This is a genomic window from Caballeronia sordidicola, assembly GCF_001544455.2.
In the GTDB taxonomy this organism is placed as follows: domain Bacteria; phylum Pseudomonadota; class Gammaproteobacteria; order Burkholderiales; family Burkholderiaceae; genus Caballeronia; species Caballeronia sordidicola.
Genome location: NZ_FCOC02000001.1, coordinates 284,789 through 309,542 on the forward strand (window position 1 = coordinate 284,789; position 24,754 = coordinate 309,542).

Consider the following 24,754-nt stretch of genomic DNA (forward strand, 5'->3'; position numbering starts at 1 on the left):
CGGCACGCGGCGGCGGCAGTCTAAAATAGCGTTTTCCCGTACTCGCCTGGGTCGTCACGCCGTGATTCGCTTCAATCAGTTCAGCCTTGCCCGCGGCACGAAACCGCTCTTCGAACAGACCACGTTCGCGCTCAATCCAGGCGAAAAAGCTGGCCTTGTCGGCGCGAACGGCGCGGGCAAATCCACGCTTTTCTCCGTGCTGCGGGGCGATCTGCACGCAGACGGCGGCGATTTTTCGATGCCGCCGTCATGGCAGATCGCTCACGTCGCGCAGGAAACGCCGGCCGTGGACCGAACCGCGCTCGAATACACGCTCGACGGCGACACGCAGCTTCGCGGCATTGAAGCGCGGATCGCGGCGGCATCGGCGGCTCACGACGGCGCGGCCGAAGCCGAAGCGCACGCCGCTTTCGCCGATGCCGACGGTTACACGGCGCCCGCACGCGCCGAGACCCTGCTGATCGGTCTGGGTTTTACGCTCGCGCAGACCAAGGAGCCGGTCACGAGCTTTTCGGGCGGCTGGCGCATGCGCCTGAACCTCGCGCAGGCGCTGATGTGCCGTTCGGACCTCCTGTTGCTCGACGAACCGACGAACCACCTGGATCTCGATGCCATCATCTGGCTGGAAGACTGGCTGCACCGGTATCCGGGCACGTTGATCGTGATCTCGCACGACCGCGAGTTCCTTGATTCGGTGTGCAATGTCACGCTGCACCTGGAAAACCGCCAGATCAAGCGCTACGGCGGCAATTACAGCCAGTTCGAAATCCTGCGTGCGCAGCAAATCGCGTTGCAGCAAAGCGCGTACGAGAAGCAGCAAAAAACGGTGGAGCATTTGCAGAGCTTCATCAACCGTTTCAAGGCGCAGGCGACCAAGGCCAAGCAGGCGCAGAGCCGCGTAAAAGCGCTCGAACGCATGGAAATCATCGCGCCAGCGCACGCTTCCTCCCCATTCACGTTCGAATTCCGCACGCCCGACTCCGCCCCCAATCCCATGATGGTGATGGAGGGCGTACGCTGCGGATACCACACGGACGCGGGCGAAGTGCCGATTGTGGAAGGCGTCACGCTGTCCATTCAGAACGGCCAGCGGATCGGCTTGCTCGGCGCGAACGGCCAGGGCAAGTCGACCCTGATCAAGACGCTCGCCGGTACGCTGGACGCATTGAGCGGCACAGTGCGTGAAGGCAAAGGACTGCGGATTGGCTATTTCGCGCAGCATCAACTCGAAACCTTGCGTCCCGATGACTCGGCGCTGCAACACGTCGCCCGGCTCGCACCCGATACTCGCGAACAGGAATTGCGCGATTTTCTGGGCGGATTCAATTTCTCGGGCGAGATGGCGACAACGAAGATCGCCCCATTTTCCGGCGGGGAAAAAGCCCGGCTCGCGCTCGCGCTGATCATCTGGCAAAAGCCGAATCTGCTGCTGCTCGACGAACCGACCAACCACTTGGACCTCGAAACACGTCACGCGCTGACCATGGCGCTGGCGCAATTCGAGGGCACGCTGATCCTGGTTTCGCACGATCGCCACTTGCTGCGTGCAACAACGGACACATTCATGCTGGTGGCAAAGCACAGGCTTCAGCCATTCGATGGTGATCTCGACGATTACCGCGACTGGCTGCTCCAGCACGCGGCCGAGCAACGGGCGGCAGCCAGGGAGGCCAGCGCGAATGGTACGAACGGCGCCGACGACACGCTCGATTCCGGCCAGAATCGCAAGGAACAGCGCAGGCAGGAAGCGCAGGAACGCCAAAAGCTCTCGCACCTGAAAAAACCGCTGCAATCGCGGATTTCCAGGATCGAGAAAGAAATGGACAAGTTGAACGCCGAAAAGGCGCAGCTCGACGCGTTCGTAGCCGATTCCGCCAGCTACGAGCCGTCGATGAAAACCCAGCTGACGGAGTCGATTCGCCGTCAGGCAGACGTGAACACACAACTGGAAACGCTAGAAGCACAATGGCTCGAGGCGCACGAAGAACTCGAACAGATCGGCTAGCGGCGTGGCAAGGTCTGCCGTGGCATGCCTTCGTCGTCGTGCAGCATGTGCTTGCGGCCTTTTACGTGGCAGCGGATCGTAGCCACGACCTCGTCCTCCGTCACGTTTTCAGCCACCACGCGACGGGATATCTGCCCTTCCGAATCGATCCATTCGACGATCCGGCAGCCGCCGCCCCACGGTTGCGGAATGGGCGCCGACACACGGCAGCCACGCAGATGAAATGAAGGGGCTGACGAAGTTTGATTTGCGTGTTTCAAGGCGCCGTCCTTTTCCGCTCGTATCGGGGTTTGTCGCGATAGAAGCATAGAAAAAGGATGCGCCGCGTGGGTTACAGGGACTGCACCGATTTTTACGCAACATTACGAAAGGGCCTGATCCAACCGCATCATTTGCGCATTATCAGTCGAACGAACGCGCCCGGTCGATCGCCTCTTCGATCCGGTCCACCGCAATCACTTCCAGCCCATCGATAGGCTGCTTCGGCGCGTTCGCCTTAGGAATCAGCGCGACAGAAAACCCGAGCTTGGCGGCTTCCTTGAGCCGGTCCTGACCTCGCGGCGACGGCCGGATTTCGCCCGCCAGACCCACTTCGCCAAAAACGATCAGGCCCTTCGGCAACGGCTTGTTGCGCAGCGAAGACTGGATTGCGAGCAGCACGGCCAGATCGGCGGCGGGCTCCGTGATCTTCACGCCGCCTACGGCATTCAGGAACACGTCCTGATCGAAACAGGCAATGCCCGCATGCCGATGCAACACCGCCAGCAGCAACGCCAGCCGGTTCTGCTCCAGCCCCACGGCGAGACGCCGTGGATTGGGAACATGCGCGGTATCAACAAGCGCCTGCACTTCCACCAGCAGCGGCCGCGATCCCTCCTGCGTGACGAGCACGCAGGATCCGGGCACGCTCTGCTCATGCTGCGATAAAAACAGCGCGGACGGATTGGTCACGCCGCGCAAACCGCGCTCCGTCATTGCGAACACGCCGAGTTCGTTCACCGCGCCAAAGCGGTTCTTGAATGCGCGCACGAGCCGGAACGACGAATGGGTATCGCCTTCGAAATACAGCACGGTATCCACGATATGTTCCAGCACCCGGGGACCTGCGAGATTGCCCTCCTTGGTCACGTGCCCGACCATGATGATGGCCGTTCCCGTCTGCTTTGCAATCCGCGTAAGCTGCGCCGCGCATTCGCGCACCTGCGCAACCGATCCCGGCGCGGACGTCAGCGCCTCGGAGTACACGGTCTGAATGGAATCGATGACCGCGACTTCCGGGCGTTCGGCATCGATAGTCGCCTGAATCCGCTCGAGCTGGATTTCCGCGAGCAAACGCAAGTCGGGCGCGGCGTTGCCCGAGTCGCCAAGCAAACCCAGCCGTTGCGCGCGCAATGCGATCTGCGCGCCGGACTCTTCGCCGCTGATATAAAGCGCGGGCCTTTCGCGCGCGATTTCCGCCAGGGATTGCAGCAGCAACGTCGACTTCCCGATACCCGGATCGCCGCCAATCAGCACCACGCCGCCCGCGACCAGCCCGCCGCCCAGCACCCGGTCGAATTCGCCGATACCCGTGGTAAAACGCGGCACATCCGCCGCTTCGATCTCCGACAAACGCTGCACGGGCGATGTCTTCGCCAGCGCCTGGAAGCGATGCGCCGAGGGCGACTCCGCCACGGATTCAACCAGCGTGTTCCACGCACCGCAAGCCGGGCACTGACCTTGCCATTTCGGCGCTTGGCCGCCGCATTCGGTGCATACGTACAGCGTTTTGACCTTCGCTAGTTTCGCCACACGCCTTCCTGAATATCATTTACAAACACCAATACGCCTGGGTTCAACGCGCTTATTCGGCTCGCATCGGCACGCGCTGCGCGACCGCGCACATCAACTCGTAGCCGACCGTGCCGCACGCGGCGGCAACGTCGTCGATAGACAGCTTCGCGCCCCACAATTCCACGCGCGTCCCGATGCTCGCGGTCGGAACCGGCGTCAGATCCACCGTGATCATGTCCATGGAGACGCGCCCGACAATCCGTGTCAACACGCCATCGACCACGATGGGCGTGCCTTCGGGCGCGCATCGAGGATAACCGTCCGCGTAACCGCACGCCACTACGCCAATGCGCATAGGCCCGGTGGCGGAGAACGACGAACCGTAGCCCACCGTCTGTCCCGCGGCCACGTTCTGCAAGCCGATCAGTTCGGAGGCGAGCGTCATGGCCGGCCGCAAGCCGATGTTCGCCACATCAGCGGTCTTGCCCGTGGGCGACGCGCCATACAACATGATCCCCGGGCGCACCCAGTCGAAATGCGACCGCGCGTGCCAGAGCGTCGCCGCCGAATTCGCCAGGCTTCGCGTTCCGGAAATGCCCTCGGCGCCACGCTCGAACGCTTCCATTTGATGATCGATGCCGCGCGGACCATCGGCATCGGAGAAATGGGTCATCAGCGTGATCTGCCCAATACCCTGCACCGCCCGCGCCCTTTCCCACGCTGCGCGAAAACGCTCCGGCGTATAGCCGAGACGGTTCATGCCCGTGTTCATTTTCAGTTGGATATTGACCGGTTTCGACAAACGCGCCATTTCCAGCATGCGCAACTGCTCTTCGCAATGAACGCCGGTCGTGAGGCTGTACCGGTCGATTACATCGACATCTGTCGGACGAAAAAAGCCTTCCAGCAGCAAAATGGGACCGGCCCAGCCCAGCTCACGCAACTTGACCGCTTCCTCGAGGTCGAGAAGACCGAAACCATCTGTTGCGCGCAATCCGGGGAACGCTCGCGCCAATCCGTGGCCATAAGCATTGGCCTTCACGACGGCCCATATCTTGGATTTCGGCGCGTGGGCCCGCGCGATGGCTAGGTTGCTGGCGAGTGCGGCGGTGTGGACGGTAGCGGATAAAGGGCGCGGCATGGAAGGTTCTGTTGGATGAAACGGATGATTCCGCGGAGCTGGCCGTCAAGGCAGACGGTGCGTGTCAGGGTCGGCGAGGCGGCAGCGGAAGTGCACGGGCTCGTGTTCTCACTCTTCTCTTCGTTGAACCGGCGGTAACCGGCTGCCGCGCTACGGCTGATCGGAAAAATCTGTGCGCGAGCCGTCCGGTATGCCGGCAAACCTGAGACCACGAACCCGGCACGAAATTCGAAAAGAACACATGTTTCGAATCAATACTTTATCGTCACCCTGCTGCCAGTCGACATTGCAGAACGAATGTCACATGAGCGCCAGGTGACTGTCATGGAGGTTACTGCTAGTCAGAATGCGCCTATTTTCGTGTTATAAAGCCGTGCACACAACCCATTTCAAACAGAAATTGCCTGAACGGGAGCCTGAGTGCGGATACGGGGCGGATCACCCGCAGTGCGGACTAGCATCGGATCAGATGAAAAAAGGTTTTTACACCATCATGGCCGCGCAGTTTTTCTCGTCGCTGGCCGACAACGCCCTTCTGATCGCTGCGATCGCCCTGCTGAAAGATCTTCATGCCCCGAACTGGATGACGCCGCTGCTCAAGCTGTTTTTTGTGCTGTCATACGTGGTTCTGGCTGCTTTCGTGGGTGCCTTCGCCGATTCGCGGCCGAAGGGCCACGTGATGTTCGTCACCAACTCCATCAAGGTAGTCGGCTGCCTCACCATGCTGGTCGGCGCGCACCCGCTGCTCGCGTACGGCATTGTCGGTTTTGGCGCGGCGGCATACTCGCCCGCCAAGTACGGCATTCTGACCGAACTGCTGCCTGCCGACCGCCTGGTCGCGGCCAACGGCTGGATTGAAGGCACCACGGTCGGGTCGATCATTCTAGGCACGGTCATGGGCGGCGCGCTGATCAGTCCGCACATTGCTTCGCATCTGCTAGCGCTTCATATTCCGAAAGTCGATACACCTGCCGAAGCAGCCATGCTCGTGATCGTGCTCATGTACATTGTCGCGGCGATCTTCAACCTGCGAATCCCCGATACCGGCGCGCGTTATCCGAAGCAGGAACACCGTCCGCTCAAACTCATCACCGACTTCGCCGATTGTTTCAACGCGCTATGGCGCGACAAGCTCGGGCAGATTTCGCTTGCCGTGACCACGCTCTTCTGGGGCGCGGGCGCGACCCTGCAATTCATCGTGCTGAAGTGGGCGGAAGTGTCGCTTGGCATGTCGCTGTCGGAAGCGGCGATCCTGCAGGCAATCATCGCGGTCGGCGTTGCAGTCGGCGCAATTCTGGCGGCCGCGCGCGTGCCGCTGAAGAAGTCGCTCTCGGTGCTGCCGGTGGGCATCATGATGGGCGTCGCGGTAATGCTGCTCGCGTTCTATTCGAAGCATCTTTTCCCTGTGCACTGGGGCATCTATTTTGGCCGCATGCACATTCCGGGATATCTGATCGTTGCGTACATCTTCCTGATGATCGTGGGCGGCCTGTCGGGCTTTTTCGTGGTGCCCATGAACGCGTTGCTGCAGCATCGTGGACACGTGTTGCTTTCAGCGGGACATTCCATCGCGGTGCAGAACTTCAACGAAAATCTTTCCGTGCTCGTGATGCTGTGTCTCTACGCGGTGCTCGTCTGGCTCGACGTGCCGATCCAGTTTGTCATCGTGCTGTTCGGAACCTTCGTCTGCCTGATGATGTATTTCGTCATGCGACGGCATCAGGCCAACCAGCGCGCCTTCGATTCGGTCGCGCTGATCGGCGAGTCAAGGCATCCATCCGGACACTAGGCGAGACTCGCGGAACGGCTTCGCCGCCAACGCGCGATAATCCGGTTATCTATTTCCCTCACGTCAGATTCCATGCTCGCCGCCGATCTCTTTTTGTTCGCACGCAGCGTGCGCGAACGCGCGCCGCTGGTCCATTGCCTGACGAATCTCGTCGTCACGAACTTCACGGCCAACGTTCTGCTCGCGCTCGGCGCCGCGCCGGCGATGGTCGTGGCGCGCGAGGAAGTCAGCGAATTCGCGCCGATGGCGAACGCGGTATCGGTGAATCTCGGCACGCTCGACCTGCCGCAAAGCCGGGCGATCCGCGCAGCCGTCGATGCCGCCAACACCGCGAACACACCGTGGATCCTCGATCCGGTCGCGGTCGGCCCATTGAGCTTTCGCACCGAATTCGCGCTGGATCTGCTCGATGCACGTCCTGCCGTGATCCGTGGCAATGCGTCGGAAATCATCAGCTTGTCGGGCGGTGTGTCGAGCGGACGCGGCGTGGACAGCACGGCGCTGGCCGAAACCGCACTCGATGCCGCGCAATTGCTCGCGTTGAAAACGGGCGCGGTGGTGGCCGTGACGGGCGCAACCGACTACGTGACCGATGGCCGCCGCACGGTGGCGTTATCGAATGGATCGGTCTTGATGACGCGCGTGACCGGCGTGGGCTGCGCGTTGTCGGCCACGGTGGCGGCGTTCGTCGGTATTGCGCAGGCCGAAGACTTCCGGGCCGCCACCGTTGCGGCGGTCGCCTATTCGAGCATCGCGGGCGAACTCGCCGCCCGCGATGCCGCGTTGCCCGGCAGTTTCGCGGTGGCTTATCTGGACAAACTCGCCTCGCTCGATGAAAACGCGTTTGCCGCGACGCTCGTGCATCGTGATATTCCGGCCGCCTGATGATGGACCTCGATCTCTCGCTTTATCTCGTGCTCGATCCCGTTCAGTGCGGCGGTCATGCGCGTTCGCTGGAAGTGGCGCAGGCCGCGCTCGAAGGTGGCGCGACGATCGTGCAACTGCGCGCGCCCGAATGGCACAAGCGCGCATGGCTCGCGCTTGCCTCCGATCTGCTGCCGATCACGCGCCGCCATGGCGTGCCGTTGATCATCAACGATCACGTGGATGTTGCGCTTGCTTGCGGTGCAGACGGCGTTCATATCGGCCAGAAGGATCTGCCGCCGGAGTTCGCGCGCAAGTTGCTCGGGCCGGAGGCGTTGATTGGCTTGTCGGTATCGAATGAGCGCGAAGTCGATGACGCGAATCTGCTCGGCTCCGTGATCGACTATGTGGGCGTGGGGCCGGTGTTCGATACCCCCACGAAGCCCGATGCATCAGCGGCGCTAGGCATTGACGGCACTGCGTCGCTATGCGCGCGGTCGTTGCATCCGGCAGTGACGATCGGTGGAATCCAGCTCGGCAACGCCGCCGATGTCAAACGCGCCGGACCCGGCGGAATTGCGGTGGTATCGGCGATCTGCAGGGCCGCCGATCCACGTCTTGCCGCGCGGCAATTGCGTGAAATCACGTGATGCAAACCCTCTGAAAACATGACCCATTCCATACCCAACGTTCTCACCATCGCCGGTTCCGATTCGGGCGGCGGCGCGGGCATACAGGCCGACCTCAAGGCGTTTTCGGCGCTCGGCGCGTACGGTTTGTCCGTGATCACCGCCCTCACCGCGCAAAACACGCGCGGCGTGACGGCCATCCACACGCCGGACGCGTCGTTCGTCACGGCGCAACTGGACGCTGTTTTCGACGACATCCGTATCGATGCCGTGAAGATCGGCATGCTAGCGAACGCCGATGTAGTGCGCGCGGTGGCGGCAGCGTTACGTCGATATGAACCGGCGCATGTCGTGCTCGATACGGTCATGATTTCCAAGAGCCATCACGCGTTGCTCGCACCGGAAGCCGTCGCCGCGTTACGCGACGAACTGTTGCCGCTGGCCACGCTGGTTACCCCGAATCTGCCGGAAGCCGCAGCGCTTTTGAACGACGCGTCCGCAGAAAACGAAGATACGATGGTGCGCCAGGGCGAAGCGCTGCGAGCGCTGGGTGCGCGAGCCGTGCTGATGAAAGGCGGCCACCTGAGCGCCGCCGACAGTCCCGACTGGCTTATTGAAGCCAGCGGTTCATTGCGGCTGGGCGGTCCGCGCGTGGCGGTGAAAAACACGCATGGGACGGGTTGCACGTTGTCGTCGGCCATCGCCGCATTGCTGCCGCAACGTGAGTCGCTCGCCACCGCCACCGCCGATGCCAAGCTTTATCTGACGGGCGCGATAGAACAGAGTGCGCGGCTTGACGTCGGGCGCGGTGTAGGACCGGTGCATCATTTCTTCAGGTGGTGGTGAGGCGTGCATAGTGCAATGCGCGCTCGGGCCACTCATCCGGCACGACAAAACCGCGTGAATGCTCGGACCAGACATCGCCGGTGCGGTTGTAGTTCGCGACCATTACCGGCGACGTCAGTTTGGCAAGCGTGCCGGCGTCGAGCTTCAGCGCTTCGGCGTCTTGCTTGAACAAACTTCGTTCGGACAGCCACGAGAGTCGCGGCACCACAGCGAAGGCGCCGTCGCCTTTCGACTCGCGCCACTCCGACACCGTCATCCACCAGCCGCGCAAGTGATCTTCCGCGAGTTCGGAAGGCAGCGCTGGCATGCTTTCTCGCCGATAAAACAGCCGGCCTTTGACGAACAACTCGGCGCGCCACGGACCTTCAAAACCGAGCGATGCGAATTCATCTCTCGCGCTCAATCCCAGTTGATGATTCAAGAGCCGGTCGTGCTTCAGATCGAATCGATCCTGCAGATCCGGACCGACATAATCCGATAGCGCCGCCCTGCCTTCGCCGATGTGCAGATAGAACTTCACCGCAAGCTCCCAATGCAATCGCTCACGTCGAGCGCTTTGCAAGAGAAAATCGACTTCGCCCAATGTCGTTCCGGACGAGCGCAACGGCACGTTCGCCGCGATCAGCCGCGCGCCGGGCACATGCTGAAGGAAGTATTCGAGCAAGGCTTCGGCATAAAGACCAAGACGTTTAAGCGATGGCTTGTGAACGTGCGCGTGCAGCGCGACAGGCTTGCGATCGAGCGCCGCGAGCCACTGCAACGTCCTCTCGCGCTCATCTTCCGCCACAGGGCGCGCGAGCGGCGCCCCCGCATGCAATGCGTTCAGCAAGCCGGGCGAAAACAGCAGCCACGCGAGATCCCGGACGGCTGGATCGTTGAATTGCGAAGCTGTGTCCGGGACGTTCACGCGCCGCCCGCTACCTTCTGCGACTCGCGATAAGTAGCTTGCGCCAGGCACAGATCGGCCCAGGCCTTGGCTTTGTCGGGGAGACTGCGCAGGAGATACGCCGGGTGATACGTCACGATCACCGGCACGCCCTGATAGTCGTGCACGCGGCCGCGCAGGGACGCAATGCTCGCTTCGGTCCTGAGCAGGCTTTGCGCCGCGAAACGTCCCAACGCGACGATCAGCTTCGGCTTGACGAGTTCGACCTGCCGCTTCAGGTACGGCTCGCAACGCGCGACTTCATCGACTTCAGGATTACGGTTGCCGGGCGGCCGGCACTTGATCACGTTCGCGATGAACACATTGTCCTCGCGCGACAACGCCACCGCATGCAACATGCTGTCGAGCAGCTTGCCCGCCTGGCCAACGAACGGCTCGCCCAGCTTGTCTTCGTTTTCGCCCGGCGCTTCACCGATCAGCATCCAGTCGGCGTCGCGGTCGCCCACGCCGAACACCGCGTTCGTGCGCCGCTCGCACAACTTGCAACGCTCGCATACGGAGACGCGGCTGGCGAGTGCATCCCAGTCGAGCGATGCGATGTCGTTGGCGGTGTCATCGGTGATTTCCGGTTCCGGCGGCTTGTGCGCGGGAAGATCGTCGAGCCACGGGATGTCATCGAAGACGGGAGGTTCCAGCGAGTCGGATTTGACGACCGGCGTTTCTTGCGGCGCAGGCCGGGTTTTGACCGGCGGCGCTTGCCGCGCGATGCCATGGCTTTGTTGCGCGGCCGTGAGCGCGGCGTCGAGTGCGCCCAGCGTCTCGCTGGCCTCGCCCGCATTGTGCCTCGGCGCACTCGAAGCGGCTTCCACGACAGAATCCACGACCCCCGCCGATTCAACCGGCTGCGCTCCCCGCCTTACCCAGATCGTTCCGAGTCCGAACTCGTCGAGCATCGACTTACGCAGCGCCATCGGCTGGCTCCTTTGAAAACGTGAGACGCATCACGAGCGCATCCTCGCGCGACCGGTGGCGCGCGGGGTAATAGTTCTTCCGCCGCCCGATGGTCGCAAATCCGAAGCGCTCATACAGCGCAATGGCGCGCGGATTCGATGGCCGCACTTCCAGCAGCACGCCATCGAGCTTCTGATGCCGCGAGATGCGAACCGCCTCGCGCAACAGCGTGAGCCCGGCGCCGGCATGTTGCGCTTGCGGCGCGACGCAAAGGTTCAGCAGATGCATTTCGTCCACGACGGGCATCAGCACGCAGTATCCCAGCAGCATGCCGGTGACATGCCGCAAGCACACGCCGAAATAGCCATTGCGCAGCGAGTCCTGAAAATTGCCGCGGCTCCACGGGAATTCGTACGCAATCTTCTCGATAGCGGCGACTTCATCGAGATCCGCCTCCGTCATGGGAGACAGATATCGATCGGCGAGCAATACGCCGCTCACCGTAAGGGCTCCGCGGCGGAATCGGCCTGGGCGGCAGCGTCTTTGGCCACGCGCGCGTCCAGGCGCTCGGCGGTGGTTTGGGCGACCTTGTTGCGCACGTACTCCGGCGCGGCCTGATCCGGGGCCACGGTGCGTCCAGCGCGAAACCCGCGAAGGCCGGCGAGCGCCACGGGCAAGGCGTGCGGAACCGCGTCGGAGTCGACATGGCAAGCGGCTGAATGCTGGATAGGCAACAGCTCGCCGAACGCTGCGGCCGCATTGCCCGCGAGCGTGAACGGGACGTCGGGCGCGGGGATCACGCCGGGTGCGTCCAGCGATGCCGCCTGGACCGTGATCCATTCGCCCGCAATGCCATCCCAGCGGAAATCGGCCCAATACGCCTCGTTCATGCGCGCATCGAGCGCGGCGAGCACGCGCGAAACGGATGCATCGTGCAGGCGCGCGAATTCGGCGCACGCGAGCAACGTGCTTACCGGGACGACCGGCAGTTTCAAGCCGAACGCAAGGCCTTGCGCCACGCCGGTCGCCGTGCGCAAGCCCGTGAACGATCCCGGCCCGGCGCCAAAGGCGACCGCGCCGCAATCGGCGAGCTTGAGACCGGCCTGATCGAACAGTTCGCGGATGGCGGGCAGCAAGCGCGTGCTGGATACCGGTCCCGTTGGCTCATGGATGAACCACACGCGGATTTCGCCAGAATCATGCTGCGGAGGGTTTCGATGATCCGTGGCGGCCGCCGGACCGGCGACCAGCAGCGCGGCCGAACAGAATTCGGTCGATGTATCGAGGGCGAGCAGAACAGTACGTGTCATGGCCGCTATTGTAATGCTTGATGTAATGGCTGGACGCGCACGGGGCTGGGTTGGCGAACTGTCGAACTGCCCTGGCTCACGGACAAATCTGGAAGAAACCTTCGAAATTCACGCGGCGCGCGCTTGCTATGATCGTCCATCCTGTTCACGTATTTACGGAGAAACGAATGAGCGATCTCGACGCGCAGTTTGCAAAAGCCCAGGCCGATGTCAAGGAATTGCCCGAACGTCCAGGCAATCTCACGCTGCTGCGACTCTACGCGCTCTTCAAGCAGGCCAGCGAAGGTGACGCCAGCGGCGATAAACCCGGCTTCGCCGATATTGTCGGCAAGTACAAATATGACGCATGGGCCGCACTCGCCGGCACGCCGCAAGACACTGCCAAGCAGCACTATGTGGAACTGGTCGATTCGCTGAAAACCGGCGCATCGACTTGACGGGACGCCGTAAAATAATCGAATCAATCTGTCTTAAAATCTGGCGCAGCGCAACAATTCCCGATATACTGTCGCCTGCGCTTCACTGTGACCGGGTGGATTGACGTTGAAAGTCGGTTCATCGCACGCAGCGCGGCGCCTCGTAGCGTTTTGCTCCAATCCAGTTTAGAAACTGTCCCCTCCCTGCTAGGCCTTCTTCGGCCGATCATGCATCAGGCTGACGACAACGCCGCCTCGGCCTGTCGAATCCGATACAGCTTCTAACGAAAAGCTCGCCTTTATTGTTGCGAGCTGCCCCCGTTTTTCGATTTGCTCGCTGCTTCTTTGCTCGCTGAATCTGACGACTTGGGTATGCCGATTGGCGCCACACGCCTTATTCCCCGTTTCAAGGATCGACATGACTTCGAGCAACACCCATAGCCCGCTGAACTCCATCGCTGCAGTGGCACTCGGTACAGACGTACCCCCAGCGCCGGCAGCATCTGTTTCGCCCGCTATCCCCGCCCCCATTTCTTCAGTCGCGCCCGTTGGCGCCGCGATCGCGGTCCAGACTGGCCCGAGCTTCGAATCGCTCGGCCTGTCGCCGGAGATCGTAGTTGCGCTGACCGCCTCTGGTTATCAGGTGCCCACGCCGGTTCAGCAGCGCGCGATCCCCGCAGCGCTCGCCGGCCGCGACCTGCTGGTTTCCAGCCCGACCGGTTCGGGCAAGACGGCAGCGTTCATGCTGCCGGCCATCGAACGTTTTTCGCAGCTTGAAAAAGCCAAGGCTGCGGCTCCGCGCGAACCGCATGACCCGAACGCACGTCCGGCGCGCCGCCAGCAGCCGGTCGCCCGTCCGACCATGCTGGTTCTGACGCCGACTCGCGAACTAGCCATGCAGGTGACCGCCGCCGCGACCACGTACGGCAAGCATCTGCGCCGGCTGCGCACGGTCAGCATTCTGGGCGGCGTGGCTTATGGCCAGCAATTGATGCTGCTTGCGAAGAACCCGGAAATCCTGGTTGCCACGCCGGGCCGTTTGCTGGATCACCTGGAACGCGGCCGTATTGACCTGTCGCAACTGCAAATGCTCGTGCTCGACGAAGCCGACCGCATGCTGGACATGGGTTTCATCGACGATATCGAGACCATTGTCGCCGCTACGCCCGCTTCGCGTCAGACGCTGCTGTTCTCGGCGACCATCGACGGCAAGATCAGCTCGCTGACCGGTCGCCTGTTGAAGAACCCGGAACGTATCGAGATCGTTCAAAAGCTCGAAGCGCAGAACAACATTGCGCAAACCGTGCATTACGTCGACGACCGCGATCACAAGGATCGTCTGCTCGACCATCTGTTGCGCGACGCAGGCCTCGACCAGGCTATCGTTTTCACGGCAACCAAGAACGACGCCGATCAACTTGCTATCCGTTTGTCGGACGCGGGTTTCGAATCGGCCGCCCTGCACGGCGATCTGCCGCAAGGCGCGCGTAACCGCACGATTCGTGCGCTGCGTGAACGCAAGGTGCGCGTGCTGGTTGCAACCGATGTCGCGGCTCGCGGTATCGACATTCCCGGCATCACGCACGTGTTCAACTACGATCTGCCGAAGTTCGCGGAAGACTATGTTCACCGTATCGGCCGTACGGGCCGCGCGGGCCGCACAGGCACGGCAATCAGCCTTGTGCACCACGCTGAACAAGGGGCGCTCAAGCGCATCGAGCGTTTCGTGCGTCTGCCGCTGGCAGTGAGCGTTATTGCAGGCTTCGAGCCGCGCCGTTCGGCGCCGGCTGGCGGTGGTCGTCCGGGCTTTGGCGGTCGTGGCCGTCCGGGCGGCGGAGCGGGCGCTGGCGCAGGCCGTCGTTTTGGCAATGGCGGCGGCAGCAGCGGTTCGGGCAAGCCGGGCGGCTGGGGCAACAAGCCGGCAAGCGCGGGTGCGCGTGACTCGCGTGACGGCGGTTCGCGTGATGGATACCGCAGCGGCGGTGGATCGCGTGACGGCGGTTCGGGCTTCGGCGGCGGTTCGCGCGACGGTTATGCAGCACGTCGCAACGATGGTCCGCGCGCTCCGCGTCGTGGCAGCTAAATATAGTTAAAGCGCAGCGCGTGACTTGCGCGCTTCGTTGAGTGAAGAAACCGATGCCTCCGCGCATCGGTTTTTTTTCGTCCACTATCGACGTTTCACGATGTGAAAATTGGTTGCGGGCGACGAAATCGTTGGTGCAAGGCACAAATCATGTCATATCAGGATGAAAAAGGACTTTTCTTGATGTGAAATTTATCCAGTAATTAATTGAATTTAAACAGTAATTTTTCTCCATAAACTTCAACTAATGGCTGGATCGTACGCTCCTGGTTCCATAGACTCTTATATAAGAGTTGAGCAAACAAAAAACAACGCGCTCAACCAGACGACCAACTGCTTATTCATTAGTCCGGCAATCAAAGGAGAAACGCCATGTCGCGCCAACAGCAAGCTCAGGAACTTCAGAAGCAATGGGATACCGATCCGCGCTGGAAAGGCATTACGCGCAGTTACTCGGCTGACGATGTCGTGCGTTTGCGCGGCTCGGTGCCGGTGGAACATACGCTCGCCAAGCGCGGCGCGGAAAAGCTGTGGGCATCGATTCATGAAGAGCCGTTCGTCAATGCACTCGGCGCGCTGACGGGTAATCAGGCCATGCAGCAGGTGAAAGCAGGTTTGAAGGCAATCTACTTGTCCGGCTGGCAAGTCGCGGGCGACGCCAACGTCGCGGGCGAGATGTATCCGGACCAGTCGCTGTATCCGGCGAATTCGGTGCCGCTGGTTGTCAAGCGCATCAACAACACGCTGACGCGCGCGGATCAGATCCAGTGGTCGGAAGGGAAGAATCCCGGCGACGATGGTTATCTCGACTTCTTCCAGCCGATCGTGGCCGACGCGGAAGCAGGTTTCGGCGGCGTGTTGAACGCGTTCGAACTGATGAAGGCGATGATCGAAGCAGGCGCTGCGGGCGTGCACTTCGAGGACCAACTGGCATCGGTGAAAAAATGCGGGCACATGGGCGGCAAGGTGCTGGTGCCGACGCGTGAAAACATTGCCAAGCTCACGGCCGCGCGGCTCGCCGCCGACGTGTCCGGCACGCGTACCATCCTGCTTGCCCGGACAGATGCCGAAGCGGCCGATCTGGTGACATCGGATGTGGACGAAAACGACAGGCCCTTCCTGACCGGCGAACGCACGGTCGAAGGTTTCTTTCGTACCAAACCGGGTCTGGAACAAGCGGTATCGCGCGGCCTTGCATACGCGCCGTACGCCGATATGATCTGGTGCGAAACCGGCAAGCCGGATCTCGCGTATGCGAAGAAATTCGCCGAGGCAATTCATCGTGAATTTCCGGGCAAGCTTCTCTCGTATAACTGCTCGCCCTCGTTCAACTGGAAGAAGAACCTGGACGATGCGACCATCGCCAAATTCCAGAAGGAACTGGGCGCGATGGGCTACAAGTTCCAGTTCATTACGCTCGCCGGCTTCCACGCGTTGAATTATTCGATGTTCAACCTCGCCCACGGCTACGCTCGCAACCAGATGAGCGCGTTCGTCGAGATGCAGGAAGCAGAGTTCGCTGCCGCCGAAAAGGGCTTCACTGCTGTGAAGCACCAGCGTGAAGTGGGCACGGGTTATTTCGATGCTGTAACGCAAGCGGTTGAGAAAGAAGCGTCGACCACGGCGTTGCATGGCTCGACCGAAGACGAGCAGTTCTTCGAAGCGAAAGTGGCTTAAACGGCTGCGATTGGTTTGATGCTGGCGAAGGGCATACGGTCAAAAGCCTTATGCCCTTTTTCATTTTATTTACCGATACACAATGACCGGAATCTTGGTGTGCGTGAGCACCCGCTGCGTTTCGCTTCCGATCAACAAGCTTCCCAATCCTCGGCGTCCGTGCGACGCCATGAAGATCACGTCACATTCGTCGCGTTCGGCAATATCGATGATTCCGATATACGGCGCCGATTCGACACTTGTCACCGCATCGCAGGAAACACCGGCGGCGGCAGCCGCCGCTTCAACCGCGGCCAGATGCTCGCGCGCTTCTTTTTCCGAGCGCTCGTGAAAATCGCTCGGCGGCTCGACGGCGACATCGGCGAAAGGGGAATAGGGATAGAGCGGCAAGCACGCGTACGCCGTAATCCGCGCGCCCACCGATTGCGCAAGGTCGATCGCGCCATCGATTGCCTTTTGCGACAGAACCGACCCGTCTGTCGGGACAAGAATGTGCTTGAACATGGCAGGCTCCCTTGGCGCGCGTGTGTACGCTCTTCCATTGTAGTAACGGAATCGGCTTACGCGTGGCCCATGCCGGTGTTTATCGCGAGCGCCGATAACTCACCCAGTCGCCATGATCGATTCGCGGCAATCCCTGCACGGCCGCGTCGCTCACTGGATAAACCAGGCATTCGATCTTCTCGGCGCGTCCATCGAGTTCGACCGTCACATGCATATGCTCCCCACGAAAAAGCCCGCTGATACCCGGCACGACTTCCTCGATTTCATCGAGCACGGGAACAAGCGTATCTTCTATCCGATAAACGTCGCCATGAACCGGTGAAGCACCGGCATCGGGAACGACGCCGGGATATGCGCCGAAATCATAAAGCCGGCCATTGATATGGCCCGAGCCGATCAGCACAGGATCCGAGATGCCGCTGCGCCTGGCCGCTTCGTGAATGTCATTGCTCTCTTCGGCCCGCAGCGTGCCGTATACGAATACGTGTTGCATGCGCTTGATTCCTCGAACGAACGATTGCGGACAAGTCAGCGCGCATTATGCCAAGAGCAAAAACGTCGACGCATTGACTATCATGACGATATTCGCCGAGAAACCGCATGCTCATTTCCACTAGCCAGCAGACTGAAGGACCCGCTACCGAGGAAGTCGAGCACCTCGACATTCCGGCCGAGTCGTCGCCTACGCCGGCGCACCCGATCCGTGTTCGCTCGCGACCGGTGCCGGCAGGCGTGAGGATAGCGCGCCACACGCACGCCTGGGCGCAGGTCGCGTGCACAACACGCGGCGTGTTGCGGATCGCCGCGGAAGGTTCCACGTGGATGGTGCCGCCATCTCGGGCGATCTGGGTTCCGCCGAACGTCACGCACGAAGTGGTGATTGTGGAAGATGCGTTCTTGCGCACGCTTTATATCGATGAAAGCGTCGTACCCGAAGGTCTGGATGCGTGTCGCGTAGTCGAAGTATCGCCGCTCTTGCGGGAAGTGGCGGTGGCGCTGAACGACACATCCATTTCGCGTGAACGCGAGCGGCTGTTGGGAACACTCGCGCTCGATGAAATCACGCGCTCCCGCCCGCTTCCGCTTTCCATTCCAATGCCCACCGACAAGCGCCTGCTCGCGCTATGCGAAGCGGTGTTGGAAGATCCCGCCTCCGCCGATTCGCTCGAACATTGGGCAACGTTGGTGGGCGCGAGTACGCGCACGATCGCGCGGCTGTTCCGGCGGGAACTGGGGGTAAGTTTTTCGCAATGGCGGCAACAAGCAGTGCTGGCGCGCGCCATTCCGTTGCTGAGCCAGGGCAGACCGCTCGCACAGGTCGCGCTGCTACTGGGCTACCAGAGCCAGAGCGCATTTTCCGCGATGTTCAGGCGTGCGTTCGGTGAAAGTCCGCGCGCGTTTTTCGTCCGCGATAGCGAACCGCACGAACGCTGACATGATCCGTCAGACGCTGCGCACCATATGCCGGATCGCGCCAAACTGCGCGAGCCGCGAACCCGCGGGCTTGTATCCCATGCGAATGTAAAGCCGGGCCGCGGGGTTATCGACGAAAACACGCAACTGCGTTTCCTTCAATCCGCGTGCACGCGCCCATCGATGCGCCGTGTCCAGAAGAAACGTCCCTGCACCGGTCCGGCGCCAGCCTTCGATGACCTGGACATCGCGGATATGAAGCGACTCGTCTTCTTCGGTCACTCGCATTACGCCGATGGCTTTTCCATCGCACTCGAGCACGAAGTTTTCGGATTCCCGCCAGCTCCCGAGGAACAGATCGCTGCGCCACACGAGATTGTGACGGCGGTAATACCCGTTCATGTTGCTGCGCGTGAGCGCTTCGGCGAACGAAAAATCGTCCATCGACGCAAGGCGCAACATGAATGGCGAGAGGGCTTCGGTGGGGTCGAGCATTGCGCGATGAAAGCACTGAATCAGGTCATCACACTAAGTCAGGCGGCGCGCGCTGGCAATGGAGAGTTTTCCGGGCACGTAATTTTGTTGACGTAGGCGCCGCATGTGCATGCCCACGACGCCACGCAACGTATAGTGCGCCAACACGAAAACCTGACGCCCAACGAAAAAAATCCAGCATAAGCTGGATTTTTTCTTTACAACGCGTTGGCGGAGCGGACGGGACTCGAACCCGCGACCCCCGGCGTGACAGGCCGGTATTCTAACCAACTGAACTACCGCTCCACTTCTTTTCATCGGCTTGAGAGGTTGGTCGACTCATCAAGCTTGCAGCGCTTCTAGCAGCCGCCGATGTTTTGGCGTCCCCTAGGGGATTCGAACCCCTGTACTCACCGTGAAAGGGTGATGTCCTAGGCCTCTAGACGAAGGGGACATAAACTTTTCAGTTAATGTCTTTAACTACTTCCGCTTAACACCTGACTATTTTCCGATTAATCGAGATTAAAAACTTCTTGATCATTCGAATTGCTTAATCAGTTTTGTTTCAGTGATCAGCGAAGAACGACATTATAAACAGCTTTTTGAATCTTGTGAAGCCTTTTTTATCCGATGCCTTGGAGTTTGAAGCAGATCCACTCGGCTCCCGCGGACCCGGTAGTCCATCTCGTGCGAGCGGAGTACTTGATCTACGAATTGCCTCTTTCCAGCAACATCTCGCGCTGAAACAGTCTTGAACAACCCGTCTCGGAAAGTCACGGCAGCGAAGAACGCAATTATACGCAGTGACCTTTTCACCGCGCAAGAATTTTCTATTGTCGTTGGCTTCGCGTGGATCATGGCCCACGCGCATAAGGATGAGCATCGCGCAGACATCGAAGGCAAGCCCTGTCGCGCAAGCGCGCTAGACTTTCCATATCTGCAAGCCACTGAAGGAGAAACATTCGCATGGACCGGATGGCAGCAATGGAAACATACGTCAGCGTCGTGGAAGCCGGCTCGTTTTCCGCCGCCGCCAAGCGGCTCAAGCTTGGCCAGCCGGCTGTGTCGAAGTCGATTGCACAACTTGAGACACGTCTAGGCGTGCGCCTCCTGCTGCGCTCGACACGCGGCCTCACGCCAACCGACGCGGGCCAGCGCTTCTATGAACATGCGCGGCGTGCCATCGAAGAGGTGGAATTCGCCGAACAGGCCGTACGCGAAACGTCGGCGGCACTGTCTGGCACGCTGCGCGTCAGCGCCGCCGTGACGTTCGCACGGCTGCACATTTTGCCCGCCCTGAAGATTTTTCTGCAGCGCCATCCGAGGCTGCAAATCGATATCGTGCTCGACGATCGCACTATCGACCTGCTTGAACACGGGGTGGATGTCGCCTTGCGCATGGGCTCGCTCGACGATTCCGCCATGACCGCGCGCCGGATTTCACGAAGCCGGCGCGTGGTGGTGGGTACGCCGGCCTATTTTTCCGGCGCGGGATTGCCAAAGTCACCGGCTGACCTGAGTCAGCATCAGGCGATCGTGTATTCGTTGCGCGGCGGCGGGGAATCGTGGTCGTTCAGCCAGGACGGCAAGGAGGTTGCCGTGGTCGTGTCCGGCCGTGTCAGCGTGAGCGCTGCCGAGGGCATGCGTACCGCCGTGCTGGGAGATATGGGAATTGCCATTGCTTCGGAATGGATGTTCTCCCCGGAACTCGGAAATGGCACCGTCAAGGAAGTGCTCAGCGACTGGGAGTTGCCATCGATAGACCTATGGGCCGTGTTCCCCGCTGGCCGCCTTGTGAGCGCGAAGGCCCGGGCCTTCGTCGCGTTCGTGGAAGAAATACTAAGCAGTGCATCGGCCAAAAACGCTGCCGGTCCGTCAGAAACCGAGCTTGCCGATTGACGCGCCGCCATCGACGTAAAGCGTTTGCCCCGTGATGAATGCGGCCTCGTCCGAGAGCAGGAACGCAATGGCCGCCGCGATCTCATCGGGTTTGCCGAAACGGCCCATTGGAACGGCCGAGAGGTATCGCTGCTCACCTTCACTGCCTACCGGATTGTTCGCTCGGAACAATTCAGTTTCGGTGGGACCCGGAGACACCGAGTTGACCGTAATACCGCTATCTGCAAGCTCCAGCGCCCAGGTGCGCGCAAAGCTTACCAACGCGCTTTTCGCGGCGGCGTAGGCCGTGCGCTGCGTCATGCCGAGCACCGTCAGGCTCGAGATGTTGACGACCCGGCCCCAGCCACGCTGGCGCATGCCGGGCAGCAGCGCCTGAACGATCTGCACCGCTGGATGCAGGTTGAGCGCGAAGACATCGTCGAGGTCGTCGAGACTGATCTCGCCAAGACGCTGCGGTTTTACCAATCCGACATTGTTGACAACGCCGTCCAACGTGTAGCGGGCCGACACATCCTGCAGCACGGCGGCTGTTGCGGCGCGGTCAGCGAGATCGACACGAATCAGTTCGCCCGGAAATTCGGTTGCTTCGCGCGCGAGCCCGACAACATGGTGGCCGGCATGAAGCAGGCGCTCGGTCAATGCGCGGCCAATGCCCTTGGTCGCGCCGGTGATCAAAAAGGTTCGATGCGTCATTAATTATCTCCCTTGCTTTGAGCAGTCCGGGCCGCGCCGCATCGAGCGGCGCGGGAAGACATGCGTTCACGCCCTGGCTATGGCCTTTTCCAGAACCGGAAACATGTCCGATGGATCGGGACGCCGCGTGTAGTCCGGATTGACTTCCGAATACAACACAATGCCGTCGCGGCCAATGACGTAACGTGCGGGCATCGGCAACGTCCAGCCGGGGTCGTTGTTGAAAGCCGGCAGATCGTTCTTGAGCTTTTTGTACAGATCGATCAGGTAGTCCGGCAACGCAAAGCGCAGTCCGAAGTCAGCGCCCGCTTGGCCTTTCACATCGCTCAGTACAGGAAATCCCAGATCGTTGGTCCGCACGGACTTTCGGCTGTTGACCGCGATCTGCGGCGAGATGGCCACGACGTTCGCGCCGTATGACTGGATCTTGGGCAGCACTTCGTTGATTGCCTGCAATTCGATATTGCAATACGGACACCACACGCCACGATAAAATGTGACCACCAGTGGCCCCTTCCCGAGCAACGCGGCTGACGAAACATCGTTGCCGTCCTGATCTTTCAGGATGAATTGAGGCGCACGGTCGCCCGCCTTGATGGCGCGGCTCGCCTGGCCGCTCGCGATCAGTTCGGCCGTGGCCCGCTCCATGACGGGATGAATCTCCGGCGGCGCGTTGAACGGCGGTTTTCCCGCCTTGAAGTCGGCCCTGAAGGCGTCGAGCTTGTCTTGCAGTGACATGAGCATTCTCCGGTTGAGCAGGATGGGTTACGCGGCGACCGTAGCCGGCTTCGTCCACTCGTTGCCGCTCATGAAGGCGTCGAGTTCGGTATGGACGATATGGTTCGTGTAATTGCTCATCACCTTCGTCGCGACGCCCAGTATGACTTCGAGCACGTTTTGGCGGGTGTAGCCGGCAGCGAGAAAGGCATCGACATCTGCATCAGGAACAAAGCCCCGCTGACGGACCACGAGCGTGGTGAACAGATGCAGGGCTTCGAGTTTCGCATCGGGCAACGGCGTCCCTGCACGAAGGGCCGCAATCACGCCCGCGTCCATCTTGATCATCTTGGCGAGCGCGCTATGACCCGCCATGCAGTAATGGCAGTTGTTTTCGAAGTTGGAGGTCAGATAGACGACTTGCTGCTCGTGCGGTGTCAGCGAGCTTTTCGAAAACAGATCCCACAGCGCCGAGTAGCCAGCGAGAAGCGCCGGTGACTCGGCCATATGCGCCTGAAGGTTCGGCACAAAGCCGAAAGCCCGCTTTGCGCCTTCGAGACCGGCCTTCGATCCATCGGGTGCGTTTTCGATCGTGTAGGTTTGGAATGTGCTCATCGTTTTGCTCCTTGGTGTTGAATAACGTGAGCAAATGATGGAGGGCTTGCCATCCTTCCGGAAGGCACGTGCTGTCGATAACACTCATTCCCTATGGGCATAAAGCTTTGGAGCCAAGCGCGAGCGGAGACATCACCAAACCAACAAACTGTATCGCATAGCGATAATTATGATCCGTTGTGCAATTAATTAGGCGCGGATACGCTCTTTTCCGTTGTGTGCCACAACGCGAAAGGACCGAACCTGATGTTTCCAAATGACATTGAACACCTCACATCCCATCGCAGTTTCATGAACGTGCCCACGCGGCGCGGCGCGAACGAAGCACCCGCGCTCGCATGCGTGATCGGCATTCCCTTCGACTGCGGGACGCATCCGTTTCGCGTCGGTTCACGCGAAGGCCCCGACGCCATTCGCCGTCAGTCCCATCTGCTTCGCCCGTTCTTTGTCGACGCAGCGGGAGCTCATGCAAACGCAGTCGACTTCCTGCGCCTGATCGATCTCGGCAATGTCAACTGCCATCCTGGAGAAATCGAGAAGAGCTACCCGCTGATCGAGTCCGCAATCGACGCGATCATCGCGGCCAGCGCCGTACCCATTTCGATGGGAGGCGACGGTGCGGTCACGCTTCCGCAGCTTCGCGCCGTCGCGAAGCATCACCCCGATTTCGTGGTGCTTCATATCGACGCTCATACGGATACCTACGCAATTGAAGGTTTCAACACAGCCACGACCTTCACCCGCGCGGCGGAAGAAAAGCTGCTCGATGTCGAACGCAGCTTTCACGTTGGCGCACGCGGCACGACATTCATGGACGGCGTACTCGGGTTCGGCCGGTCCCTCGGATACAACGTGATTCCGTTCTCTGAATTCGACGCCGACCCGCGAGCATGTATCGAGCGGATCCGGCAGCGGATCGGGACACGACCGGTCTACCTGTGCTTCGACATGGACATCTTCGATCCGTCATGTGCGCCAGGCGTATGCACGCCCGAATGGGGCGGACTGAATGCGAAGGAAGGACTGGCGCTGCTTCGTGCGCTCGCTGGCTTGAACTTCGTCGCCTTCGACGTGAATACCGTCTCTCCCGCACAGGATATCGGCGAGACCACAGCCTTCCTCGCCGCAACTGTCATGCATGAATGCTGTGCGCTGGCTGCGCAAACGCCGCGGCTGGCTGCAACGCGCCACGCTTCGTGAAGCCCTCTTCCAATGCCCTTGACCGATCAACAGGATCTTTCATGAGAAAACCCGAATCAATTTTGGCGTCCGTCATCGTCGTGTCGGCGAGCCTGCTTGCTCATGCAGCGCACGCTCATTCGATCGACGAAGTGCTCGCAAGCAAGACGCTCACTGTCGTCACGACTGCATCAAGTCCGCCGCATGGCTTCATGGATCCGGCGTCGAACACGCTCAAGGGCATCATGGTCGATCTCGCGCAAGGAATCGGCAAGCAGATGGGCGTGACGGTCAAACTCATCGATGTGCCCTTCGACGGCCTCATCCCGACCTTGACTTCGGGTCGCGCGGACTTGATGTCGGCCCCTCTTTTCGTAACCGATGAACGAAGCAAGGTGGTCGATTTCACGACACCCGTATATGGCTGGGGCGAAGGCGTGGTAGTCAGCGACAAACAGCCGAAGCACTTCGGCCGCCTCGATGACTTCAAGGGCGAGAAGGTAGGCACGCTCGTGGACAGTGTGCAGTACAAAATGATCAAGGATCTGCCGGGCACGCAGGTATCGACCTATCCCGATTACTTTTCGCTGCTCGCGGACATTCGCGCAGGCCGGGTGGATCTCGGCGTGGTGGATCCGCCTAGCGTCTTGTACCAGATCAAGCTGAAGTCCATTCCGGGCGTGAAGCTGGACGACGCCTACCACCCGCAAAAGAGCTGGTTTGTGGCTGGCGCGGTGCAAAAGAACAATCAGCCCCTGCTGGATGCGATCAACCACGCTATCGCCACGATGAAGCAGGATGGCGAACTGCGTGCCATCCTCACGAAATGGGGCGTCGCCAATCTGGAAGCGAAATGACTTGGCGCACGTGGCAGGACAAGAACAAAGGCA

General features: G+C 60.7%; 25 protein-coding genes and 2 tRNA genes. 12 read left to right on the forward strand and 15 right to left on the reverse strand.

The features are described 5' to 3' along the window. The first annotated feature begins 61 nt into the window (after nt 1-61). Complete coding sequence (locus tag AWB64_RS01225) at nt 62-2,005, forward strand: ATP-binding cassette domain-containing protein (RefSeq protein ID WP_060816802.1); 1,944 nt, start codon at nt 62-64, stop codon at nt 2,003-2,005. On the opposite strand, the gene AWB64_RS01230 is transcribed toward AWB64_RS01225, so the two are convergent. The 3 genes from AWB64_RS01230 to alr form a co-directional block, all read right to left on the reverse strand. Continuing rightward, nucleotides 2,002-2,265 carry a DUF2866 domain-containing protein gene (locus AWB64_RS01230; protein ID WP_060816803.1) on the reverse strand — a complete coding sequence of 88 codons (264 nt, stop codon included), beginning with the start codon at nt 2,263-2,265 and terminating at the stop codon, nt 2,002-2,004. The genes AWB64_RS01225 and AWB64_RS01230 overlap by 4 nt on opposite strands. 142 nt (nt 2,266-2,407) lie before the next feature. After that, nucleotides 2,408-3,796 carry a DNA repair protein RadA gene (gene radA / locus AWB64_RS01235; protein WP_060816804.1) on the reverse strand — a complete coding sequence of 463 codons (1,389 nt, stop codon included), beginning with the start codon at nt 3,794-3,796 and terminating at the stop codon, nt 2,408-2,410. A 52-nt stretch (nt 3,797-3,848) separates the two neighbouring features. Beyond that, the gene (alr, locus tag AWB64_RS01240; protein WP_060816805.1) at nt 3,849-4,919 is read right to left on the reverse strand and encodes an alanine racemase; all 1,071 of its coding nucleotides are present in this window, start codon (nt 4,917-4,919) and stop codon (nt 3,849-3,851) included. A gap of 469 nt (nt 4,920-5,388) precedes the next feature. Between alr and lplT the strand changes: the two genes are divergently transcribed. The 4 genes from lplT to thiD all read left to right on the forward strand — a co-directional run bounded on the left by lplT (nt 5,389) and on the right by thiD (nt 9,047). After that, complete coding sequence (lplT, locus tag AWB64_RS01245) at nt 5,389-6,708, forward strand: lysophospholipid transporter LplT (RefSeq protein ID WP_060816806.1); 1,320 nt, start codon at nt 5,389-5,391, stop codon at nt 6,706-6,708. Nucleotides 6,709-6,780: 72 nt separating this feature from the next. After that, a complete protein-coding gene (gene thiM / locus AWB64_RS01250) occupies nt 6,781-7,593 on the forward strand; it encodes a hydroxyethylthiazole kinase (protein ID WP_060816807.1) in 813 nt (270 codons plus the stop codon). After that, nucleotides 7,593-8,222 (forward strand): thiamine phosphate synthase, encoded by a 630-nt coding sequence (gene thiE / locus AWB64_RS01255; RefSeq protein ID WP_060816808.1) that lies wholly within the window; start codon nt 7,593-7,595, stop codon nt 8,220-8,222. The genes thiM and thiE overlap by 1 nt, the downstream gene beginning before the upstream one ends. 18 nt (nt 8,223-8,240) lie before the next feature. Beyond that, nucleotides 8,241-9,047, forward strand: coding sequence for a bifunctional hydroxymethylpyrimidine kinase/phosphomethylpyrimidine kinase (gene thiD, locus AWB64_RS01260; RefSeq protein ID WP_060816809.1), 807 nt, complete (start codon nt 8,241-8,243; stop codon nt 9,045-9,047). On the opposite strand, the gene AWB64_RS01265 is transcribed toward thiD, so the two are convergent. Genes AWB64_RS01265 through tsaB form a run of 4 tightly spaced genes read right to left on the reverse strand, consistent with a single transcriptional unit; the run spans nt 9,034 to nt 12,194 of the window. Then, complete coding sequence (locus tag AWB64_RS01265) at nt 9,034-9,954, reverse strand: DUF1853 family protein (RefSeq protein WP_060816810.1); 921 nt, start codon at nt 9,952-9,954, stop codon at nt 9,034-9,036. The genes thiD and AWB64_RS01265 overlap by 14 nt on opposite strands. Next, the gene (locus AWB64_RS01270) at nt 9,951-10,904 is read right to left on the reverse strand and encodes a uracil-DNA glycosylase family protein (RefSeq protein ID WP_060816811.1); all 954 of its coding nucleotides are present in this window, start codon (nt 10,902-10,904) and stop codon (nt 9,951-9,953) included. Before AWB64_RS01270 ends, AWB64_RS01265 begins: the two co-directional genes overlap by 4 nt. Continuing rightward, the gene (gene rimI, locus AWB64_RS01275; protein WP_060816812.1) at nt 10,891-11,385 is read right to left on the reverse strand and encodes a ribosomal protein S18-alanine N-acetyltransferase; all 495 of its coding nucleotides are present in this window, start codon (nt 11,383-11,385) and stop codon (nt 10,891-10,893) included. The genes AWB64_RS01270 and rimI overlap by 14 nt, the downstream gene beginning before the upstream one ends. After that, the gene (gene tsaB / locus AWB64_RS01280) at nt 11,382-12,194 is read right to left on the reverse strand and encodes a tRNA (adenosine(37)-N6)-threonylcarbamoyltransferase complex dimerization subunit type 1 TsaB (protein WP_060816813.1); all 813 of its coding nucleotides are present in this window, start codon (nt 12,192-12,194) and stop codon (nt 11,382-11,384) included. Before tsaB ends, rimI begins: the two co-directional genes overlap by 4 nt. A 167-nt stretch (nt 12,195-12,361) precedes the next feature. Here tsaB and AWB64_RS01285 point away from each other — a divergent pair, with 167 nt between their 5' ends. The 3 genes from AWB64_RS01285 to aceA all read left to right on the forward strand — a co-directional run bounded on the left by AWB64_RS01285 (nt 12,362) and on the right by aceA (nt 16,370). Further along, entirely contained in the window at nt 12,362-12,631 is a 270-nt protein-coding gene (locus tag AWB64_RS01285) for an acyl-CoA-binding protein (RefSeq protein WP_060816814.1), read from the forward strand. A gap of 397 nt (nt 12,632-13,028) precedes the next feature. Continuing rightward, nucleotides 13,029-14,693, forward strand: coding sequence for a DEAD/DEAH box helicase (locus AWB64_RS01295; protein ID WP_060816815.1), 1,665 nt, complete (start codon nt 13,029-13,031; stop codon nt 14,691-14,693). 372 nt (nt 14,694-15,065) lie between these two features. Beyond that, complete coding sequence (gene aceA / locus AWB64_RS01300) at nt 15,066-16,370, forward strand: isocitrate lyase (RefSeq protein WP_060816816.1); 1,305 nt, start codon at nt 15,066-15,068, stop codon at nt 16,368-16,370. Between the two features lie 69 nt (nt 16,371-16,439). On the opposite strand, the gene AWB64_RS01305 is transcribed toward aceA, so the two are convergent. After that, nucleotides 16,440-16,874, reverse strand: coding sequence for a universal stress protein (locus AWB64_RS01305; RefSeq protein WP_060816817.1), 435 nt, complete (start codon nt 16,872-16,874; stop codon nt 16,440-16,442). Nucleotides 16,875-16,953: 79 nt separating this feature from the next. Continuing rightward, nucleotides 16,954-17,367 carry a gamma-glutamylcyclotransferase family protein gene (locus AWB64_RS01310; RefSeq protein WP_060816818.1) on the reverse strand — a complete coding sequence of 138 codons (414 nt, stop codon included), beginning with the start codon at nt 17,365-17,367 and terminating at the stop codon, nt 16,954-16,956. Nucleotides 17,368-17,474: 107 nt separating this feature from the next. On the opposite strand from AWB64_RS01310, the gene AWB64_RS01315 reads away from it, so the two are divergent. Next, complete coding sequence (locus AWB64_RS01315) at nt 17,475-18,308, forward strand: AraC family transcriptional regulator (RefSeq protein ID WP_060816819.1); 834 nt, start codon at nt 17,475-17,477, stop codon at nt 18,306-18,308. A 9-nt stretch (nt 18,309-18,317) separates the two neighbouring features. Here the strand turns inward: AWB64_RS01315 and AWB64_RS01320 are convergent, their stop codons facing one another. The 3 genes from AWB64_RS01320 to AWB64_RS01330 form a co-directional block, all read right to left on the reverse strand. Beyond that, entirely contained in the window at nt 18,318-18,782 is a 465-nt protein-coding gene (locus AWB64_RS01320) for a GNAT family N-acetyltransferase (protein ID WP_060816820.1), read from the reverse strand. Between the two features lie 208 nt (nt 18,783-18,990). Next, nucleotides 18,991-19,067: transfer RNA gene (locus tag AWB64_RS01325), tRNA-Asp, on the reverse strand. Nucleotides 19,068-19,139: 72 nt separating this feature from the next. Next, nucleotides 19,140-19,215: transfer RNA gene (locus tag AWB64_RS01330), tRNA-Glu, on the reverse strand. Between the two features lie 512 nt (nt 19,216-19,727). Between AWB64_RS01330 and AWB64_RS01335 the strand changes: the two genes are divergently transcribed. After that, nucleotides 19,728-20,660, forward strand: a complete 933-nt coding sequence (locus AWB64_RS01335) for a LysR family transcriptional regulator (RefSeq protein WP_060816821.1) — start codon at nt 19,728-19,730, stop codon at nt 20,658-20,660. Here AWB64_RS01335 and AWB64_RS01340 read toward each other — a convergent pair. The 3 genes from AWB64_RS01340 to AWB64_RS01350 all read right to left on the reverse strand — a co-directional run bounded on the left by AWB64_RS01340 (nt 20,637) and on the right by AWB64_RS01350 (nt 22,685). Then, nucleotides 20,637-21,353 (reverse strand): SDR family oxidoreductase, encoded by a 717-nt coding sequence (locus tag AWB64_RS01340; RefSeq protein ID WP_060816822.1) that lies wholly within the window; start codon nt 21,351-21,353, stop codon nt 20,637-20,639. The genes AWB64_RS01335 and AWB64_RS01340 overlap by 24 nt on opposite strands. Before the next feature lie 66 nt (nt 21,354-21,419). Beyond that, entirely contained in the window at nt 21,420-22,091 is a 672-nt protein-coding gene (locus tag AWB64_RS01345; RefSeq protein WP_060816823.1) for a peroxiredoxin-like family protein, read from the reverse strand. 27 nt (nt 22,092-22,118) lie between these two features. Continuing rightward, nucleotides 22,119-22,685, reverse strand: coding sequence for a carboxymuconolactone decarboxylase family protein (locus AWB64_RS01350; protein ID WP_060816824.1), 567 nt, complete (start codon nt 22,683-22,685; stop codon nt 22,119-22,121). A 291-nt stretch (nt 22,686-22,976) separates the two neighbouring features. On the opposite strand from AWB64_RS01350, the gene AWB64_RS01355 reads away from it, so the two are divergent. Continuing rightward, complete coding sequence (locus AWB64_RS01355; protein WP_060817158.1) at nt 22,977-23,885, forward strand: arginase family protein; 909 nt, start codon at nt 22,977-22,979, stop codon at nt 23,883-23,885. 41 nt (nt 23,886-23,926) lie between these two features. Then, the gene (locus AWB64_RS01360; protein ID WP_060816825.1) at nt 23,927-24,721 is read left to right on the forward strand and encodes an ABC transporter substrate-binding protein; all 795 of its coding nucleotides are present in this window, start codon (nt 23,927-23,929) and stop codon (nt 24,719-24,721) included. Nucleotides 24,722-24,754: the final 33 nt, after the last annotated feature.

Excerpts from the sequence above, each read along its gene's own strand:
- alr (WP_060816805.1), bottom strand. The coding sequence starts at position 4,919 with ATGCCGCGCCCTTTATCCGCTACCGTCCACACCGCCGCACTCGCCAGC.
- lplT (WP_060816806.1), top strand. The coding sequence starts at position 5,389 with ATGAAAAAAGGTTTTTACACCATCATGGCCGCGCAGTTTTTCTCGTCG.
- thiM (WP_060816807.1), top strand. The coding sequence starts at position 6,781 with ATGCTCGCCGCCGATCTCTTTTTGTTCGCACGCAGCGTGCGCGAACGC.
- thiE (WP_060816808.1), top strand. The coding sequence starts at position 7,593 with ATGATGGACCTCGATCTCTCGCTTTATCTCGTGCTCGATCCCGTTCAG.
- thiD (WP_060816809.1), top strand. The coding sequence starts at position 8,241 with ATGACCCATTCCATACCCAACGTTCTCACCATCGCCGGTTCCGATTCG.
- AWB64_RS01270 (WP_060816811.1), bottom strand. The coding sequence starts at position 10,904 with ATGGCGCTGCGTAAGTCGATGCTCGACGAGTTCGGACTCGGAACGATC.
- tsaB (WP_060816813.1), bottom strand. The coding sequence starts at position 12,194 with ATGACACGTACTGTTCTGCTCGCCCTCGATACATCGACCGAATTCTGT.
- AWB64_RS01285 (WP_060816814.1), top strand. The coding sequence starts at position 12,362 with ATGAGCGATCTCGACGCGCAGTTTGCAAAAGCCCAGGCCGATGTCAAG.
- AWB64_RS01295 (WP_060816815.1), top strand. The coding sequence starts at position 13,029 with ATGACTTCGAGCAACACCCATAGCCCGCTGAACTCCATCGCTGCAGTG.
- aceA (WP_060816816.1), top strand. The coding sequence starts at position 15,066 with ATGTCGCGCCAACAGCAAGCTCAGGAACTTCAGAAGCAATGGGATACC.
- AWB64_RS01305 (WP_060816817.1), bottom strand. The coding sequence starts at position 16,874 with ATGTTCAAGCACATTCTTGTCCCGACAGACGGGTCGGTTCTGTCGCAA.
- AWB64_RS01310 (WP_060816818.1), bottom strand. The coding sequence starts at position 17,367 with ATGCAACACGTATTCGTATACGGCACGCTGCGGGCCGAAGAGAGCAAT.
- AWB64_RS01315 (WP_060816819.1), top strand. The coding sequence starts at position 17,475 with ATGCTCATTTCCACTAGCCAGCAGACTGAAGGACCCGCTACCGAGGAA.
- AWB64_RS01320 (WP_060816820.1), bottom strand. The coding sequence starts at position 18,782 with ATGCTCGACCCCACCGAAGCCCTCTCGCCATTCATGTTGCGCCTTGCG.
- AWB64_RS01335 (WP_060816821.1), top strand. The coding sequence starts at position 19,728 with ATGGACCGGATGGCAGCAATGGAAACATACGTCAGCGTCGTGGAAGCC.
- AWB64_RS01340 (WP_060816822.1), bottom strand. The coding sequence starts at position 21,353 with ATGACGCATCGAACCTTTTTGATCACCGGCGCGACCAAGGGCATTGGC.
- AWB64_RS01345 (WP_060816823.1), bottom strand. The coding sequence starts at position 22,091 with ATGTCACTGCAAGACAAGCTCGACGCCTTCAGGGCCGACTTCAAGGCG.
- AWB64_RS01350 (WP_060816824.1), bottom strand. The coding sequence starts at position 22,685 with ATGAGCACATTCCAAACCTACACGATCGAAAACGCACCCGATGGATCG.
- AWB64_RS01355 (WP_060817158.1), top strand. The coding sequence starts at position 22,977 with ATGAACGTGCCCACGCGGCGCGGCGCGAACGAAGCACCCGCGCTCGCA.
- AWB64_RS01360 (WP_060816825.1), top strand. The coding sequence starts at position 23,927 with ATGAGAAAACCCGAATCAATTTTGGCGTCCGTCATCGTCGTGTCGGCG.